Raw genomic sequence first — 17611 nt, 5'->3', positions numbered from 1 at the left:
GGCATGGGACGCGCACGCATTGACGAAGGTCTGGGGCTCGCCGCGCTGCGGCAGTGGCAGGCGGATGCGGCATCCGCGAGTCGCGACACGACGGCGACGGCCGTGCGGTTCACTCTGCAGGCTCTCGCCGATCGTGCCCCGGGCAACACCGTGGAGGTGCGGGTGCCGCCGTTCGGAGCGACGCAGTGCATCGAGGGACCCCGGCACACGCGCGGAACGCCGCCGAACGTGATCGAGACCGATGCCGCGACCTGGTTGGCGCTCGCCACCGGCGCCGAGGCCTGGGACGATGCGCTGGCGTCGGGCCGGGTGCACGCCTCGGGCCAGCGGGCGCAACTCGACGGGCTGTTGCCGGTGGTGCGGTAGCTGCCGCACTCCGCTCGTAGAGCGACGTGAGCGCCGCGACCGCCGCGGACTCCGTCCGGGCCTCAGCGAGCGGGACAGGCGGGGGTCACCGCAGCGGAAGGATCAGCGGCGCCCCCGTGCGCGGATGCGGGATCACCTCGACGGCCTGTCCGTAGACCTCGGTGATGCGCTCGGCCGTGAGGACCGCATCCGGGCTCCCGGATGCCACCAGGCGCCCACCAGCGAGCAGCGTGATGCGATCGGCATATGCTGCCGCCAGGTTGAGGTCGTGCAGCACGACCACCACGGTGTCCCCGGCCCGTGAGCGAGACCGGGCTATGCGCAGCACGTCCTCCTGATGGCGCAGGTCGAGGGCGGCCGTCGGCTCGTCGAGCAGCAGCGTCGGCGCAGCCTGGGCGAGCACCCGGGCCAGCGCCACCCTCGCCCGTTCACCTCCGGACAGTGACGGCACCGTGCGTGCAGTGAGATGGACGACATCGGTCTCGGCGACGGCCGCGGCGATCAGGCGCTCGTCGTCGTCCTCGGCGGGGGTTCCGCGCCAGGGCGCGCGCCCCATGGCGACGACCGCGCCCGCCGTGAACGGGAAGAACACGTCGTGCTGCTGCAACAGCACGGCGCGGGTGCGCGCCAGTTCGCGCAACCGCCACGAACCGATCGGCCGGCCCTGCACCTGCACGCTCCCGGATGTCGCAGCGCGGTCGCCCGCGAGCACTCCGAGCAGCGTCGACTTGCCGGCGCCGTTGGGCCCGATGAGGGCGTGCACCTCGCCGGGCCGCGCCTCGAAGTCGACGCCGTCGAGCAGGGTGGCGCCGTCGATGACGACGCCGACGCCGCAGGCGGAGAGGACGGGGTCGAGGGGGAGGGCGGCATCCGTCACGGCAGCCGGGAGCGTCACCTCGGCCTGCGCCGTCATGCCCAGCCCCCGGCTCGCCGGCGCGTGCGACGCAGCAGCCAGAAGAAGAACGGTCCGCCGATGAGCGAGGTGAGCAGGCCGATGGGCAGGTCGGCCATCGGCACGGCGGTGCGCGCGACGAGGTCGGCGGCGAGGAGCAGCACGGCTCCGCCGAGCACGCTCGCAGCGAGCAGCGCCCGGTGCGCCGGGCCGATGATCATGCGCATGAGGTGTGGCACCACGAGGCCGACGAAGGCGATGATGCCCGCGAAGGCCACCGCCGCGCACACCAGCACGGCGACGACCACCACCACCACGATGCGAACGCCCTCGACGTTGACGCCGAGGTGACGGGCGCCGCGCTCGCCGAGGGAGAACAGGTCGAGGGTGCGGGCGAGCAGGAACGCCACGACGAGCCCGGCGATCACGAGCGGCGCGACGACGGCGACCTGCTGCCAGCGCGATCCGTTGAGCGATCCGAGCTGCCAGAACACGATCTGCTCGCGGGATCCGGCATCGCCGAGGAACATCAGCAGGGCCAGAGCTGCTCCGGCGAAGGCGTTCACGGCGATGCCCGTGAGCACCAGCGTCACGACCTCGGTCTTTCCGCCGGAGCGGCTCGAGAGGTAGACGAACAGCGTGGTGACGAGTCCGGCGGCGAAGGCGGCCACGGCGATGGTCCACTCGCCGAGGAAGGCCCAGCCGAACACGATCGAGGCCGCCGCTCCCAGGGCCGCGCCTGACGAGACTCCCACGACGCCGGGCTCGGCGAGGGGGTTCGCGAACACGGCCTGCATCAGGGTTCCGGCGGCGGCCAGGGCGGCGCCGATGACCACGGCCATGATGATGCGGGGAAAGCGGATGCTCCAGAGCGCAGCATCCGTCGTCGGAACCGCCGCGGGCGGCACGTCGACGCCGAGTCCGCGCAGCAGCGAGTTCCACACCTCGCCAGGCGCTATGGGCAGCTGGCCGCTGCAGGCGGCGATGAGCATGACGGCGACGAGGGCGACGGCGAGGCCGGCGAAGAGGAGGACCGCTCGAGTCGGACGACGTCGATCCGCGGATGCCGCAGCCGGCGCGGCCTCCGTCGGCTCGGCGCGGCTCGGCGACGCGGGGGAGGACGGCGGGGTGACGGCATCCGTCACCAGGTCACTCACTCGACTCTCCGGAATCACCGGCGGCGCCCGCCACGGGACCCGAGGCCTCGGGGGCGTAGATCGCCCGGGCGAGGGCGTCGAGCACCTGAGCACTGCGCGGGCCGAAGCTCAGGATGTCGGTGTCGTTCATGTCGACGAAGCGGCGGTTCTCGCCCGCCGGCGTCGCGGCGAGGGCTGGCACGGCAGTGAGCAGTCCATCGACGCCGTCGACGGACTCGAGCCCCTTCGTCATGAGCAGTACGACGTCGGGCGCGGCCTGGATGAGCGCCTCGGCCGTCACCGGGCGCATGCCGGTCCAGCCGATCTCGCCGGCGACGTCGACGCCGTCGAGTGCGCGGATGAGGGAGTCGGCGCCGGACTCCTCGCCGAAGAGGTAGTAGACGCCCGCGGATCCCCGCACGTAGAGGAACAGGATGCGCGGCCTGTCGGCGACATCGGTGGGGGCGACGGCGTCGATCTCGGCCCGCGTCGCGTCGATCTCGTTCTCGACCCGGTCGGTGAGGGAGGCGCCGGTGTCGATCACTCCGAGGGCGGCGGCCACCTGGGCCACGAGCTCGCCGACGGTCTCGATGCTGCGCTCCTTCGTGACGATCACGACCGGGATGCCGGCATCGCGGAGCTGGGCGATCACGTCGCGCGGTCCGAGCGTCGTGTCCGTGATGACGACGGTGGGGGCGAGGGCGATGATCGGCTCCGCGGAGAGGGTGTGGCCGTCGGCGGTGACGACGGGGAGGTGCACGGCCTCGGGGAAGCCGGTCGATCCGTCGCGTCCGACGACCTGGTCGCCGAGCCCGAGGCCGAAGACCGTGGCGGCGATGGCGCCGGTGATGTCGAGCGGGAGGATGCGGGAGGCATCCGTAACGGTCACGCTCGTGCCCTGCACGTCGGTGACGGTGACGGGCAGGGCGGGCGTCGTCGTCGAGCTCACGGCCTCGACGTGGGCGTCGAGCAGGCAGGCCGTCGATGGACCGGCGACATCCGACGGGTCGGGCGCGAGATCGAGTTCGGTGAGCGCCTGGCCCGAGCCGATGCACTGCGGCTGAGTCATCTCTTCGGGCGCCGCCGAGGAGGGGCCCGCAGCGCAGCCGGCAAGGGTCAGCAGGCTCGCGACGGCCGCGGCGAGGGCCGGGAGAATTTGGCGGCGGACGGGGCGCGAGAGAGGAGTCAGCATGGCTTGATTAGGTTAGCCTAACCTTAGAATTGACAACGGATGCCGCGTCTGGATACGTTAGGCAAGCCTAAGCTAACTCAGGCGATCCACCCCTCGCAAACCCGCACGCGCCCGGCAGCACCGCCGCTCAACGCGTGCCTTCGTCCTGCCTTGGAGCACCCGCGTCGTGAATCACCCGCATCCGCCGTCCTCGACTTACCGCCGCATTCTCGCGGCGCTCACCGTGACACTGCTGGCGGCCGGAGGTGTGTTCGCCACCGGCGCCCCGGCGCTCGCCGACGACATCGTCGCCGTCTCGACGCCGGCGGCCACCGCCGAGCCGACTGCCACGCCGACGTCGGAGCCGGCTACGGAACCGACGGCGGAGCCGGCGCCGGATGCCGCCCCTGAGGCGACTCCCGCCCCGGAAGCCCCCGCCCCGGAGGCCCCCACCCCCGAGGCTCCGGCCCAGACGGCCGCGCCCTCGCCCGAGCCGAGCAGTGAGCCCGCGCCGGCCGCCGAGTCCCCGGCTCCGACCCCGGCCGCCACGACGACTCCGGCACCGAAGGCCCAGGCCGCGCCACTCGCCGCCGTGGCTGCGGCGCCCGTCATCACCGCGACGCAGGCTCCGGCATCCGGTGGCACCATCACCGTGACCGGCAGCGGCTTCGCCGGCGTCTCGCCCGGCATCTACCTGGGCCTCGGCCCTGTCGGTCTCGCCGGCTTCTACGCCGGCAGCTCGAGCCTGGTCTCAAGCGAGACCGTGTGGATCGCCGTCGGAAACCCCCAGGGCGAGTCGGGTGCCGGCAAGAGCGCTCCGATGCAGGCTGATGGAACGTTCTCTCTCACCGTCACGGTTCCCGCCCCGAGCACGGCGACCCCCGCCTACGCGCTCTACACCTCGAAGGCCCACGGCCAGGGGTTCAGCGACCCGAGCCAGAACACGATCACGCCTGTCGCCTACGCGCCGGCGCCGCTGCCGACGCCGACCGTCACCGTGTCGAAGACGACGAACCTGAACCCCGACGGCGACACCGTCACCGTGCGCGGCACGGGCTTCGTGCCGAACGCGCCGACCACGTCGGGCACGCGTCCGCCGCTGGCCGGCAAGTTCACCGGCGCCTACGTGACCTTCGGCCGCTTCGCCGATGTGTGGAAGCCGACCGAGAACGCAGCCACGAGCGCCCGGGTGGGCCTGCAGACCTACTGGGCCGTCAACGCGGCCGACATGGCGACCATCGGCGGCCCTGCTGCGGGCGCGATCGAGATCGAGCCCGACGGCACCTTCGAGGTCGAGGTCCCCGTCTCCGCGGTGAACCCGAAGGATCCGGGAACGGGCAACTACGGCATCTACACCTACCCCGGCGGTGGCGCGAAGTACGCCGCCTTCGAGACGGCGACCGCGCTGACCTTCGCCGAGAAGCTGCCGACGCCGACCGTCACGGTCTCGAAGACGACGAACCTCAACCCCGATGGCGACACGGTCACCGTGAGCGGCACCGGCTTCGTGCCGAACGCGCCGACCACGTCGGGCACGCGTCCGCCGCTGGCCGGCAAGTTCACCGGCGCCTACGTGACCTTCGGCCGGTTCGCGGATGTCTGGAAGCCGACCGAGAACGCCACCACATCGGCCCGGGTGGGCCTGCAGACCTATTGGGCCGTCAACGCGGCCGACATGGCGACCATCGGCGGCCCCGCTGCAGGCGCGATCGAGATCGGGCCCGACGGTACCTTCGAGGTCGAGGTCCCCGTCTCCGCGGTGAACTCGAAGGACCCCGGAACCGGCAACTACGGCATCTACACCTACCCCGGTGGCGGCGCCAAGTACGCCGCCTTCGAGACCTACACCCAGCTCACCTTCGCCGACCCGACTCCGGAGCCCGAGCCCGACGTCGACACCACGACGACCCTCGCGGTGTCGAAGACGGTTGTCACGGCCGGGGGCACCGTCACTCTCACGGCGACTGTCACCCCTGCCGCGGCATCCGGGACCGTCGCATTCTTCGACGGCTCGACCCCCCTCGGTGGCGCCGTGGCCGTGAAGGATGGCGTCGCCACGACGAGCGTCGTGCTCAGTACCGTCGGCGCCGCCAGCCTCACCGCGCAGTTCGTGCCGGCAGTCGGCTACCTCGCCAGCACCTCGGCTGCCGTCGTCGTGACGGTCTCGAGCGTGGTCGTCCCACCGGTCACGCCGACCGAGAAGGGCTCTCTCACCTGGGGCATCGACGCCGACTTCCGTGCCTACGTGACGGGGCCGATCGCCTCGGGATCCGTCACCCCCGGTGCTGGCGCGACGGCAGCCGGTGGAGCCTTCAGCTTCGCGCAGTCCGGCGGAACCTTCGATGGCACCACAGGTCGCGGTACGGCCGAGTACGCCGGATCGGTGCGGTTCACCGGTCACTCAGGCGCTCTCGACCTCACCGTCGGCGACCCGATCCTGCGTGTCACCAGTGCCACGGCCGGCGTGCTCTCGGTCACGGTCAACGGTGCCCGCGTCGACTTCGGAACCGTCGACCTGAAGGCCGCAACCCGCAGCACGGTCACGGGAGCGACAGTGTTCACCGACGCTCCGGTCACCCTCACCACCGCCGGGGCGGTCGCCTTCAACGGCTTCTACCCGGCCGGTCGCTCGCTGTCGCCGCTCACCGCCGTGATCGGTGCCGCCGTCGTCACGCCGGAGCCGCCGACAGACCCTGTCGCCACGACGACCACCCTCGCGGTGTCGAAGACGAGCGTGACGGCCGGAGCATCCGTCACCCTCACCGCGAAGGTCGCTCCCACCAAGGCCACCGGATTCGTGACGTTCATCAGCGGCGGGAAGGCGATCGGCACGCCGGTCGCACTCTCCTCCGGCAGCGCGAAGACGACGGTGAAGCTGAGCACAGTCGGCACGAACACCTTCACCGCCCGATTCGCGGCCGCTTCGGGTGCCGCGTTCGCTGTGAGCAGCTCGAGTGGCGTCACGGTGACGGTCACGAGTGCCGTCACGCCGCCTGTCGCGCCGACCACGCCCCCGGTGTCGGACCCCACCTCGACCGGCTCGCTGCGCTGGGGCATCGACTCCTCCTTCCGCAGCTACGTCACCGGGCCGATCGCCCAGGGCGCCATCGCCGTCAGCGGCGGCGCCACATCGGACGGCGGCGTCTTCCAGTTCGGCCAGTCGGGCGGCTCCTTCGACCAGGCGTCGAACAGCGGAACCGCCGACTACAGCGGAGCCGTGCGCTTCACCGGGCACTCCGGAGCCCTCGACCTCACCTTCTCCGCGCCGATCCTGCGGGTGACGGATTCCGCCACCGGTGTGCTGTCGGTCTCGGTGAACGGCTCCAGGGTCGACTTCGGCGCCGTCGACCTCGGCGCGGCGTCGCGGTCGACGGCGGGCGGGGCGACGACGTTCGCCAGTGCCCCGGTCACGCTGACCAGTGCCGGAGCCGCGGCCTTCGACGGCTTCTACTCGGCCGGCCGCTCGCTCGCACCGCTCACTGCCGTCATCGGAGCGACGGGGGCGGCGCCCGCCGGAACCGGCGGCACCGTGGCGTCGGCGCCAGCCGCAGCCGCGGCATCCGTCACCCCGATCCCGTCGACCCCGCCCGCCACCACAGGGATCGAGCTCGACGACACCACCCTGACCTCGCTCGTCAACGGCGAGGAGGTCACGATCACCGTCACGGGCTTCGAGCCGAACGAGACCGGCATCACCGTCGTCATCTACTCGACGCCGACCGTGCTCGCCCGCGATCTCACGGCCGACGCCACGGGCGCCGTCACCTGGACCGGCACCCTGCCCGCCTCGCTGACCGGAACCCACACGCTCACCTTCCAGGGATCGACGGCGAAGGGCATCGTGCTCACGATCCCCGAGCGCACGGCCGTCGCCGGCCAGTGCACAGTGACCGACGCCACGCTCGACTGGGGCTTCAAGGAATCGTTCCGCGGCTATCTCACCGGCGGCATCGCTAACGGCGACTGGATCCTCACCGGCGTCACCGAGGAGAACGGCGTGTTCAGCTGGACCGGCGGAACCGGAAGCGTCGACGCCTCGGCCACGCGCGGCCTGGTCGGATTCACCGGCGCCATCGAGTTCAGCGGCCACGGCGGCGCTCTCGACACCACCGTCGCGAACCCCCGCATCGAGCTGGCGGGCCCGACCGAGGGCTACCTGCTGCTTGACGTCACCGGCACCACCCAGCAGGGCGAGCCCGTGACGGCCGCCGGCATCCGTTTCGCGTCACTCGATCTCAGTGCAGACGCACTGACGACGACGGATGCCGCCATCACCGGAACGGCCATCCCCGCCGTGCTCACCGAGGAAGGTGCCGCAGCGTTCGGCACCTATCCCGCCGGCGAGGAGCTCGACCCCGTGTCGTTCACGGCTCCGCTCCCGGCCGACTGCGGCGCCGTCGCCGCCACGGCCGACGAGCCCGTCGCGGAGGCGACCGACGGTGACGTGGCTGCGGCTGCGGCTGCGGCTGCGGCTGCCGAGGTCGAGCCTGTGAGCGACTCCGGCTGGTGGATCTGGGCTGTCGTCGCCCTGATCGTGATCGCGGCGATCGTCGTCGCCGTGATCCTGCGTCGCCGAGCCGTCGTCGCAGCGCGGGCGGCCAAGCAGTAGCTCCGAGGGCGCACATCGTGCGGGGCGGTCCGGCCAGCCGGGTCGCCCCTCACTGTCGTCGCGGGCCTCGGCCGCGATCGGCGGGTGGGACAATGGAGGGGTGAGCCTCTCGAATCCCGACGATCGTCCAGCACCAGAGCCCGATGGGGTGACGGATGCCGCCGCTCCGGCGGCCGACGACGCAGCCGTGGTCGAGATCACCCGCGGCGAGGCCGTCGTGCGGCGCTCCCCCCGCTACCTGCGCTTCCTGCTGACCGGCGCCGTCGTCGGCATCCTCGTCGCCCTCGTGCTCACTGTGACGTTTCCGGCCAACGACGAGTTCAGCAGCGGCCAGGTCTTCGGCTTCCTGCTCCTCCTCTGCGGGATCATCGGCATGACGCTGGGCGCCGTGGTGGCCCTGATCCTCGACCGGACGCTCGCCAAGCGCGCGCGCACCGAGGCGGTCGAGCACACCACCCTGACGACGCCCGAGTGACGGTTCGCTGAGCCCGTCGACGTACGCGGTTCGAAGGTTCGGCCGCGTTGCCGCTGTCAGAGGACCGAGCCTCGCAGGCTGTCGATGGGTCGTTCCTCCCAGGTCGTGAAGGGATCATCGCCGACCTCGGCCATCAGCGGTCCGGATGCAGCTTGGGCATCGGTGACGGACTCCCAGACCGCGATTCCGACGAGTCGCCCGCTGGCGTCATCGACGATGCCCGTCCAGACGAAGCCCGACTGCCGGCGAGCTACCTCGCTGTATCGCTTCATCGAGTCGATGACAGCCTCGCGATGTTCGGCGTGAGGAGTGTGAACAGACACGACTGCGTAGGTCATGCGGCATCAAACCACACGACGGCCGGGCTCTCAACCGTCGTCTGAGCACAGTGGTGGAACGGCGGGATGCACGACATTCGGCGGACGGGCCGGATCACCCCATGGACTGATGGGTCGGTTCACAGGGGACCGAAGACGACGTCCGGGTAGGCCTCGAGTTCGAGCTGATCGAGGAGGGGCTCCAGCTCGCGTTCCTCGAACCTGAAGTGCGACTCCATGATGGCTGCGAAGCCCTGCAGGTGCCGCGCGAGGATCGCGGGCGGCTCTGCGGCACGAACGGCATCGTCGAAACGGGTCAGGAGTGTGGAGATCATGTCGTGATCCTGTCGGAGCATGTTCACCACTCCTGCGGCCTTCGGGTACTGAGCCACGAGCGCCGGGAACAGAAGCGCGTCCTCGCCCCGATGATGCCCATCGAGGGCCACGCAGAATCCGTGGCAGAAGAGCAGGAGGTCTCGCGAGGCGTCCGGGAGATCAGCGCCGGCGGCGGCCGCATCCTGCGCGGTCGCAAGGGCGAGGCGGAGGCGGGTGTGCGCCTCGAGTAACTGGCGTCGCCATGCGACCAGCCGTGGGACGTCGCTCACGCGACTCTGTCGGTACGAGCTTTCATCAGTATCCGCCTCTGATCGAGCGCCAGCCCGACCGTGGAGGCGGGCGGCGCGCCAGTAGCCTACCTCGTCCCCAGGAGCACTCGCGCGGGCCCAGCGGGCGCGAAGCTCCTAGGACAGCTGCGTGCGCTCGACCCAGTCGAGGTACTCCGGGGTCACGGTTCCGGTGACGTACTCGCCCGTGAAGCACGACAGGTCGAGCTCGGTCACGTCGCTGCCCTCGATGATGGCCGACCGGAGGTCGGCGACCTCCTGGTAGATCATGCTGTCGGCGCCGAGTTCCGCGCCGATCTCGGGGATCTTGCGACCATGGGCGATGAGCTCCGTGCGCGATGGCATGTTGATGCCGTACACGTGCGGGTAGCGCACGGGGGGAGCCGCCGAGGTGAAGGTCACCTTGTTGGCTCCGGCGGCCCTGGCCATCTCGACGATCTCCTTCGAGGTCGTGCCGCGCACGATCGAGTCGTCGACGATGAGGATGTTCTTGCCCTTGAACTCCGTGCCCATGGCATTGAGCTTCTGACGCACGCTCTTCTTACGCTGGGCCTGGCCGGGCATGATGAAGGTGCGGCCGACGTAGCGGTTCTTGTAGAAGCCCTCGCGGTACTCGATGCCGAGCTTCTGCGCGACCTGCATGGCAGCAGGGCGCGACGAGTCGGGGATCGGCATGACGACGTCGATGTCGCCCTTGTCCATGTGGGTGGCGATCGTGTCGGCCAGCTTGTCTCCCATGCGCAGACGTGCCTCGTAGACCGAGATGCCGTTCATGACCGAATCGGGTCGGGCGAGGTAGACGTACTCGAACGAGCACGGCACCAGGCGCGGGTTCCGCGCGCACTGCTTGGTGTGCAGCTGGCCGTCGAGGGAGATGAACACGGCCTCGCCCGGAGCGACGTCGCGCACGATCTCGTAGTCGCCGTTCTCGAGCACCAGGGACTCGGAGGCGACGATCCACTCTTCTTTGCCCGCATCCGTCACCCGGCGTCCGAGGATGAGGGGACGGATGCCGAAGGGATCACGGAACGCCAGCAGGCCGTAGCCGGCGATGAGCGAGATGACGGCGTAGGAGCCCTCGACGCGTTCGTGCACCTGGGTGACGGCGTCGAAGATCTGCGCTGGATCGAGCGACAGGCTGGTGATCTGGCCCTGCAGCTCGGTCGCGAGCACGTTGAGCAGCATCTCGGTGTCGCTGGCGCTGTTGACGTGGCGACGGTCGATGCGGAACAGGTCGTCGCTGAGCTCGCGCGTGTTCGTGAGATTGCCGTTGTGCACGAGGATGATGCCGTACGGCGCGTTCACGTAGAACGGCTGAGCCTCGTCCTCGCGTTCCGCGGCACCCTTCGTGGCGTAGCGCACGTGGCCGAGGCCCATGTTCCCCACGAGGGAGCGCATGTCGCGAGTGCGGAACGCCTCGCGGACCTGCCCCTTGGCCTTCGTGATGTGGAATGTCGGGCCGTCGGCCGTCGCGATTCCGGTGGAGTCCTGCCCGCGGTGCTGCAGGAGGAGAAGGCTGTCGTAGACCTGCTGATTGGCCGCCTCTGTCGAGACGATGCCGACGATGCCGCACATGCGGAAAGGGCTCCCGGGGGTTGGCTTTTTCGGCCCTGATTCGAGCCTCGTCAAGTCTCGCACATCGCTGGCTGCGGATTCGCTGGGCGGATGCCGCCCTCTGCTCATGCGAGCGGGCCGGGCGGGGCGCTCCTAGGCGATCTCGGCGATGATCGGGTGGATCGCGGTGTCGAATGCTGCGGCATCCGTGCGCAGGGAATCCGTCACGGCCACGGTGAGGGAGCCGATCCACCAGACTCCGCGCTCGGCCAGGGGCAGCACCTCCACGTTGAGTTCGAAGGAGTGCGCCCGTCGCCCCACCTCGCGTTCGTGCTCGGCGATGGTTCCCGCGTAGGCCCGGTAACTGTCGGACGGACGCCCGCTCGCCGCTCTCGTGTAGCCCTTGCGGGCCCACTCCACCCAGGACGTCGCCTCGACGTGGAGGGGACGGATGGCCTCGGCCAGGTCCTCGGCGCCGGTCGTCGGCAGGGCCACCCAGGTGCCGTACTCGTCGACCAGCTCGAGCGGGACCGGTGACGGATGCGCCTCGGGCTCCACCGTCATGGCCCACCACTCCCGCCACTGACGTTCGAGGCGGTCCTGGGCGTCGACGTCGCGCTCGGGAGGAGCGCCGACGCTCACGCCGCGCAGCCGCGGCAGATCAGTGGGGGAGGCGATGTGCAGGGTGTCGCGCAACCACAGCGCGAGGAGCACGGGGATGCTCGCATCCTCGTGGATCATCCAGGACGGCTGACCGTCGGCCCTCATGGCGTGGATTCTACGCCGCGGAGCGTCTCCGAGCGCCGATTCACGCGGAACGGACGCCTCGGCGAGCCGGTACTCTGGACGCGTGAGCGCCAACTCGTCCTACGCCGCAGCCGGAGTCGACACCGCTGCCGGAGATCTCGCCGTCGAGCTGATGAAGGAGGCCGTGGCGAAGACCCACGGCGCCAACGTCCTCGGAGGCGTCGGCGGATTCGCCGGCCTCTACGACGTCTCCTTCCTCACCCGCTACAAGCGGCCCCTGCTCGCCACCTCGACCGACGGCGTCGGCACGAAGGTCGCCATCGCGCAGGCCATCGACAAGCACGACACCATCGGCCAGGACCTCGTCGGAATGGTCGTCGACGACATCATCGTCGTGGGAGCCACGCCCCTCTTCATGACCGACTACATCGCCTGCGGCAAGGTGGTGCCCGAGCGCATCGCCTCGATCGTCGGCGGCATCGCCAAGGCGTGCGCCGAGACCGGGACAGCCCTCGTCGGGGGCGAGACCGCCGAGCACCCCGGCCTCCTGGGTCCCGATGACTACGACGTGGCCGGCGCTGCCGTCGGCGCCGTCGAGGCCGACGCCCTCCTCGGGGCCGACAGGGTGCAGCACGGCGACGTCGTCGTCGCCCTCTCGTCGTCGGGCCTGCACTCCAACGGATTCTCGCTCGTGCGCCACATCCTGAGCGAGGGCGGCGTCGGCTACACCGACTCGCTCCCCGAGTTCGGCGGCCTGGTCGGCGAGGCCCTCCTCGAGCCGACGCGCCTCTACACCGGTCCGCTTGTGCGACTGCTCGGAGACCCCGACCTCGCCGGTGCCGTGCACGCACTCAGCCACGTGACCGGCGGAGGGATCGCGGCCAACCTCGCTCGAGTGCTGCCCGTCGGATCGTGGGTCGAGCTCGACCGCGCGAGCTGGTCGCCGTCGTCGGTGTTCCGCGTCCTCAGCGACATCGCCGGGTCCTCGCTCGAGAGCTCGGAGGGCACCTGGAACCTCGGCATCGGCATGTTCGCCGTCGTCGCAGCGGATGCGGCATCCGGTGTCATCGCACGGATGCAGGCCGAGGGCATTCCGAGCTGGGTCGCCGGCCGCATCTCCACCGCCGCCCACGACCTCAGCGGCTTCGTGCAGGGCGAGAAGGGCGTGAACGGCGGCGCCGTGCGACTCGTCGGGAGCTACGCGAGCTGACGCGCGGCTGCGCGCCGGGGATCAGCCGTTCCGCGCGGGTGATGCGCGCGAGCGCCGACCCGTCGGAACGACGAAAGCGCGGCGCGTTGGATTCGCGCCGCGCTGGTGAAGGGATGAGTGGGCGCTAGGCGCGCTTCTGCTCGTCTTCGGTCGCGTAGTGGTCCACGTACTCGTCGGACTCGCTGGCCTCGTACTCGGGCCACTTGGCGAGGTCCTCATCGAGGCGGCTGTCGTCGACACGGGTGTCGCCGTGCACGGTCAACTCACGCTCGAGGGCACCGTAGTTGGTGTCCGGGCTGAAGTACTTGAGCTCGCGAGCAACCTTGGTGTGCTTCGCCTTCTGACGGCCACGCCCCATGCGAGACCCCCTCACAATGCTGGCCGGTGGCGTGTTCGCCCCCCGGACTGTGGACCGGATTATTGAAAACTTCCCCGTAGTTTAGCATGGAGCACTGGCCGGACTTCGGTTGTGCTCACAGTGCCGCGATTGGAAAGAGGGTTCATGTCGATCGCGGCTACCACTGTGGTGGTCATCGGCGCCGGTCAGGCCGGATTGTCGGTGGCGTACTACCTCAAGCGCTTCGATCTCGAGCCCGGCGTCGACTTCCAGGTGCTGGATCGCGGGCCGGCGGCTGGCGGGGCCTGGCAGCACCGCTGGGAGGCGCTGAAGCTCGGAACCGCCCACCGCGTGAACGATCTTCCCGGCATGGCCGAGATGGGTCTGAGCTTCGACACGGCCGATCGCAGCTGGCCTGCGCGCGAGATCGTGAGCGCCTACTACGGCAGCTACGAGCAGTACTTCGGGCTCAAGGTCAGGCGTCCGGTCGAGGTGCGGAGCGTCGAGAATGCCGGCGTCGACCTGGTCGTGCATCACTCGCAGGGCGAGACGAGCACCAGGTTCCTGGTGAATGCCACCGGAACCTGGGGCTCACCGTTCGTGCCGTACTACCCGGGCATGCGCGAGTTCACCGGACGCCACGTGCACACCTCCGAGTACGTCTCGGCGGAGGAGTTCCGCAACATGAACGTCGTGGTCGTGGGGGGAGGCACCTCGGCCATCGGCTTCCTGCTCGAGCTCGAGGGTGTGGCAGCGAGCACGGCGTGGGCGTCGCGGCGGCCCATCGACTGGATCGAGGGTGAGGCGCTCGACCTCGAAGGAGCATCCGCCGCCGTCGCAGCGCAGGACGAGGCCGCCCGCTCCGGCCGTGCGCTGCCGAGCATCGTCAGCGGGACCGGCGTGCACAAGAGTCGCCGCATCGCTGCCGGAATCGAACGCGGCGTCCTCGAGGCGCGGCCGATGTTCGAGCGCATCGAGGCCGATGGCGTGCGCTGGAGCGACGGATCGTTCTCGCCGGCGGATGCCATCATCTGGGCCACCGGATTCCGACCCGAGCTGCGCCAGCTCGCGCCGCTGAAGCTGCGCGAGAAGGCCGGCGGCATCACCGTGGGCGCCGGAGCATCGTGGAGCGACCCGCGGGTGTTCCTGGCCGGCTACGGACCGCAGGCCTCCACGATCGGAGCCCAGCGCGCCGGGCGCATGATCGCGCGGCAGATCGTGGCGCTGCTGTAGTTCGCGTCCTCACCGAGCGAGGAGATACGCGCCCGCCGCCACCACCAGGCCGAGGGCCAGCGTGACCACGATGTTCAGGACGGCCGCCCGCCAGCGACCACCCTCGGCAAGCTCGATGGTCTCGACGGTCCAGGTGCTGAATGTGGTGAGGCCGGCGCAGACGCCGCTCAGGACGACGAACTGCCACTCCGGCGAGACGGCCGCCCGCTCTGCGAGCCCCAGGGTCAGGCCGCCGACCAACGACCCGACGACGTTGACGATCAGCACGCCGCGAGGCAGGTGCCCCGGCACGACGGGCAGGGCCTTCGTCACGAGGAAGCGGATGACGGCACCGATCGCCCCGCACAGCAGGGCCGCGATCACCACGAGAGGAGTCACAGCGTGTCTCCGTCCTGGACCTCACCGGGCATCATGAGGTGCGCCAGCGTCGATCCGACGCGGAGACCTGCGAAGGCCGCGGCGAGGCCGAGCACGAGTGAGGCCACGAGATAGACGGATGCCGCACCGACGGCATCCGCAGCGCTCATGCCCACGACCGAGACCATGACGGCCGAGAACGTGGTGAACGAACCGAGCACGCCGGCGCCCAGCCCGGCCCGGACCCAATGGGGCAGACCCGGCCGCTTCCAGAGCGCTCCGACCAGCAGCCCGAGCACGAGGGCGCCCGTCACGTTGATGATCAGCGTCGACCACGGGAACTGCGCGGTCGAATGCGGAAGGGCGGCGTCGATCGATAACCGCAGACCCGTCCCCACGATGCCGCCGATGAAGACGGCCAGGAGGTCACGGGTCATGCGGATGCGGCTACTTGCGCTTGCGTCGGCGAGAGGCGGCCGGCCGTGAGACGCCGGGCGCTGCCGGCGGCGGCGCTATCGTCGTCGTCGTGATCGTCGCCGGTGGCATCGGCGCGCGGGGCACCGGGCGCACGGGCTCACCACGGCGGTCCTGGCCGGGCAGCGGCCGTGACCGGCGGCCGTAGAGCAGGTCGGAGGAGTCGAGCAGCCACGGCACCAGGGCGATGGTGACGCCGTGCACGAGCATCAGCTTCTGACGGATGCGGCGAGCCTTGTGGTTGTGCAGCAAGGACTCCCACCAGTGCCCGACGATGTACTGGGGCATGTAGATGGTCGTCACCTCGGAGCCGTGCTCGGCCCGGCGATCCTTCACGTGACGGATGACGGGGTAGCTGAGGTCGCGGTACGGCGACTGGATGATGCGCAGCGGCACCTGGATGTTCATGCGCACCCAGTCCTTCTTGACCTTCTTGGTCTCCTCGTCGTCGATGGAGACGTGCACGGCCTCGAGGCTCTCGTGGCGCGCCGCGATGGCGTAGTCGAGAGCCTTCAGCACGGGCTTCTGCACCTTGCCCACCAGCACGATGGCGTGGTCGCCCGTCGCACCGAAGGTCGTCGTGGGGTCGGCTTCGACCTCGGTGGCGACGTCGCGGTAGTAGCGGTTCACTCCCATCATGAGGAAGAACAGGATCGGCATCATGACGAAGACGATCCAAGCCCCGTGGCCGAACTTCGTGATGGTCACGACCACGAGCACGACGGCTGTCATGCCGGCGCCGAGGGCGTTGATGGTGAGGCTCTTGATGATCGAGCCCCGCGGTGCTCCCGGCGCCTTCAGCTCGCGGAGCCAGTGGCGCACCATGCCGGACTGCCCGAGAGTGAACGACACGAAGACGCCGATGATGTAGAGCTGGATGAGCACGGTGAGGTTCGCCTGGAACACCACGAGGATGAGGACGGCCGCGAGGCCGAGCAGGAGAACTCCGTTGGAGTAGATGAGGCGATCGCCGCGGGTGGAGAGCGACTTGGGGGCGTAGCCGTCCTTGGCCAGCACCGAGCCCAACAGTGGGAAACCGTTGAACGCGGTGTTGGCCGCGAGCAGGAGCACGAGCGCCGTCGCAGCCTGGATCACGAAGAACATGATGGAGCTGTTGCCGAACACCGCGCCGGCAACCTGTGCCATCAGGGAGAGTTGCGGCTCGGTGGCGCACTCGGCCCACCCCTGGAGCGAGCACGGATTCTCCGCGTAGTGCACGTTCGAGATGAGGGCCAGCGCCGTGAGACCGACGAACAGCGTGATGGCGATGCCGCCCATGATCACGAGGGTGCGCTGGGCGTTCTTGACCTTGGGGAGGCGGAAGGCCGGAACGCCGTTCGCTATCGCCTCGACACCGGTGAGGGCGGAGCATCCGCTTGCGAAGGAGCGCAGGAGGAGCAGCACGATCGCGGCCTGGGTCAACTGCTCGCCTTGCACGGTGTACGCAGCGGACTCCGCAACCGGGGCGACGCCGAGGAACGTCTGGCCGAGGCCGACGACGATCATGACGAAGACGCTGCCGATGAAGATGTACGTGGGGATCGCGAAGGCCTTGCTCGACTCGCTGACTCCGCGCAGGTTGACTGCAGCGAGCACGATGACGAAGAACACGGCCAGTTCGACGCGGAACGGCGCCAGCACGGGGATGGCCGAGATGATGTTGTCGACTCCGGATGCCACCGACACGACGACGGTCATGACGTAGTCGACGAGCAGGGCCGATGCCACGACGAGGCCGGCCTTCTCGCCGAGGTTCTTGTGCGCGACTTCGTAGTCGCCGCCGCCGGAGGGGTAGGCCTTGACCAGCTGGCGGTACGACATCACGACCGTGACGAGGAGCACGACCACTGCCGCGGCGACCCAGGGCGCGAAGGTCAGGAAGGACAGGCCGCCGAGCAGGAGGATCATCAGGAGCTCCTGCGGCGCGTACGCCACGGAGGAGAGCGGGTCGCTCGCGAAGATCGGGAGCGCCAGGTGCTTCGGGAGCAACTGCCCCTCGAGGTGTTCGCTCGGGAGCGGGTCGCCGATGATCCAGTGCTTCGGCGACTTCAGTTCGGGTGGGGGCGTGATCGCCCCGTCATTTGCCACGGGGGACAAACCTACTCAATCG

At 69.9% G+C, this 17611-nt stretch carries 16 protein-coding genes; 5 read left to right on the top strand and 11 right to left on the bottom strand.

Going from position 1 to position 17611, the window contains the following annotated elements:
- Window positions 1–3: 3 nt before the first annotated feature.
- A complete protein-coding gene (locus ASF30_RS15745; RefSeq protein WP_055908617.1) occupies window positions 4–366 on the top strand; it encodes a sterol carrier family protein in 363 nt (120 codons plus the stop codon).
- Window positions 367–451: 85 nt separating this feature from the next.
- Here the strand turns inward: ASF30_RS15745 and ASF30_RS15740 are convergent, their stop codons facing one another.
- Genes ASF30_RS15740 through ASF30_RS15730 form a run of 3 tightly spaced genes read right to left on the bottom strand, consistent with a single transcriptional unit; the run spans window position 452 to window position 3463 of the window.
- Complete coding sequence (locus ASF30_RS15740; RefSeq protein WP_082467901.1) at window positions 452–1279, bottom strand: heme ABC transporter ATP-binding protein; 828 nt, start codon at window positions 1277–1279, stop codon at window positions 452–454.
- Window positions 1276–2415: a FecCD family ABC transporter permease gene (locus ASF30_RS15735; protein WP_235480359.1), complete on the bottom strand. Its 1140-nt coding sequence runs from the start codon at window positions 2413–2415 to the stop codon at window positions 1276–1278. The genes ASF30_RS15740 and ASF30_RS15735 overlap by 4 nt, the downstream gene beginning before the upstream one ends.
- Window positions 2408–3463 (bottom strand): heme/hemin ABC transporter substrate-binding protein, encoded by a 1056-nt coding sequence (locus ASF30_RS15730; RefSeq protein WP_235480358.1) that lies wholly within the window; start codon window positions 3461–3463, stop codon window positions 2408–2410. Before ASF30_RS15730 ends, ASF30_RS15735 begins: the two co-directional genes overlap by 8 nt.
- Window positions 3464–3752: 289 nt before the next feature.
- Here ASF30_RS15730 and ASF30_RS15725 point away from each other — a divergent pair, with 289 nt between their 5' ends.
- Both ASF30_RS15725 and ASF30_RS15720 read left to right on the top strand, forming a co-directional pair.
- Window positions 3753–8174 carry an HtaA domain-containing protein gene (locus ASF30_RS15725; RefSeq protein WP_055908613.1) on the top strand — a complete coding sequence of 1474 codons (4422 nt, stop codon included), beginning with the start codon at window positions 3753–3755 and terminating at the stop codon, window positions 8172–8174.
- A gap of 100 nt (window positions 8175–8274) precedes the next feature.
- Window positions 8275–8649 carry a hypothetical protein gene (locus tag ASF30_RS15720; RefSeq protein WP_235480357.1) on the top strand — a complete coding sequence of 125 codons (375 nt, stop codon included), beginning with the start codon at window positions 8275–8277 and terminating at the stop codon, window positions 8647–8649.
- Window positions 8650–8705: 56 nt separating this feature from the next.
- Here the strand turns inward: ASF30_RS15720 and ASF30_RS15715 are convergent, their stop codons facing one another.
- The 4 genes from ASF30_RS15715 to ASF30_RS15700 all read right to left on the bottom strand — a co-directional run bounded on the left by ASF30_RS15715 (window position 8706) and on the right by ASF30_RS15700 (window position 11911).
- Window positions 8706–8987: a hypothetical protein gene (locus ASF30_RS15715; protein WP_055908610.1), complete on the bottom strand. Its 282-nt coding sequence runs from the start codon at window positions 8985–8987 to the stop codon at window positions 8706–8708.
- A 119-nt stretch (window positions 8988–9106) separates the two neighbouring features.
- Window positions 9107–9571: a hemerythrin domain-containing protein gene (locus ASF30_RS15710; protein ID WP_055908608.1), complete on the bottom strand. Its 465-nt coding sequence runs from the start codon at window positions 9569–9571 to the stop codon at window positions 9107–9109.
- 135 nt (window positions 9572–9706) lie between these two features.
- Window positions 9707–11164 (bottom strand): amidophosphoribosyltransferase, encoded by a 1458-nt coding sequence (gene purF / locus ASF30_RS15705; protein ID WP_055908604.1) that lies wholly within the window; start codon window positions 11162–11164, stop codon window positions 9707–9709.
- Window positions 11165–11296: 132 nt separating this feature from the next.
- Window positions 11297–11911: a hypothetical protein gene (locus ASF30_RS15700; protein WP_055908602.1), complete on the bottom strand. Its 615-nt coding sequence runs from the start codon at window positions 11909–11911 to the stop codon at window positions 11297–11299.
- Between the two features lie 82 nt (window positions 11912–11993).
- Between ASF30_RS15700 and purM the strand changes: the two genes are divergently transcribed.
- Window positions 11994–13100 carry a phosphoribosylformylglycinamidine cyclo-ligase gene (gene purM / locus ASF30_RS15695; protein WP_055908599.1) on the top strand — a complete coding sequence of 369 codons (1107 nt, stop codon included), beginning with the start codon at window positions 11994–11996 and terminating at the stop codon, window positions 13098–13100.
- 124 nt (window positions 13101–13224) lie between these two features.
- On the opposite strand, the gene ASF30_RS15690 is transcribed toward purM, so the two are convergent.
- Window positions 13225–13458: a DUF3073 domain-containing protein gene (locus tag ASF30_RS15690; protein WP_055908595.1), complete on the bottom strand. Its 234-nt coding sequence runs from the start codon at window positions 13456–13458 to the stop codon at window positions 13225–13227.
- Window positions 13459–13602: 144 nt separating this feature from the next.
- Between ASF30_RS15690 and ASF30_RS15685 the strand changes: the two genes are divergently transcribed.
- A complete protein-coding gene (locus tag ASF30_RS15685) occupies window positions 13603–14670 on the top strand; it encodes an NAD(P)-binding domain-containing protein (protein ID WP_055908592.1) in 1068 nt (355 codons plus the stop codon).
- Between the two features lie 9 nt (window positions 14671–14679).
- On the opposite strand, the gene crcB is transcribed toward ASF30_RS15685, so the two are convergent.
- Genes crcB through ASF30_RS15670 form a run of 3 tightly spaced genes read right to left on the bottom strand, consistent with a single transcriptional unit; the run spans window position 14680 to window position 17589 of the window.
- The gene (crcB, locus tag ASF30_RS15680) at window positions 14680–15048 is read right to left on the bottom strand and encodes a fluoride efflux transporter CrcB (protein ID WP_055908589.1); all 369 of its coding nucleotides are present in this window, start codon (window positions 15046–15048) and stop codon (window positions 14680–14682) included.
- The gene (locus ASF30_RS15675) at window positions 15045–15464 is read right to left on the bottom strand and encodes a fluoride efflux transporter FluC (protein ID WP_055908586.1); all 420 of its coding nucleotides are present in this window, start codon (window positions 15462–15464) and stop codon (window positions 15045–15047) included. The genes crcB and ASF30_RS15675 overlap by 4 nt, the downstream gene beginning before the upstream one ends.
- A gap of 10 nt (window positions 15465–15474) precedes the next feature.
- Entirely contained in the window at window positions 15475–17589 is a 2115-nt protein-coding gene (locus tag ASF30_RS15670) for an APC family permease (protein WP_442914973.1), read from the bottom strand.
- Between the last annotated feature and the right edge of the window lie 22 nt (window positions 17590–17611).

Source organism: Leifsonia sp. Leaf264, assembly GCF_001422325.1.
In the GTDB taxonomy this organism is placed as follows: Bacteria; Actinomycetota; Actinomycetes; order Actinomycetales; family Microbacteriaceae; genus Orlajensenia.
Note: the sequence above shows the minus strand (reverse complement) of the source record. Positions and strands in the feature narration are given on the sequence as shown.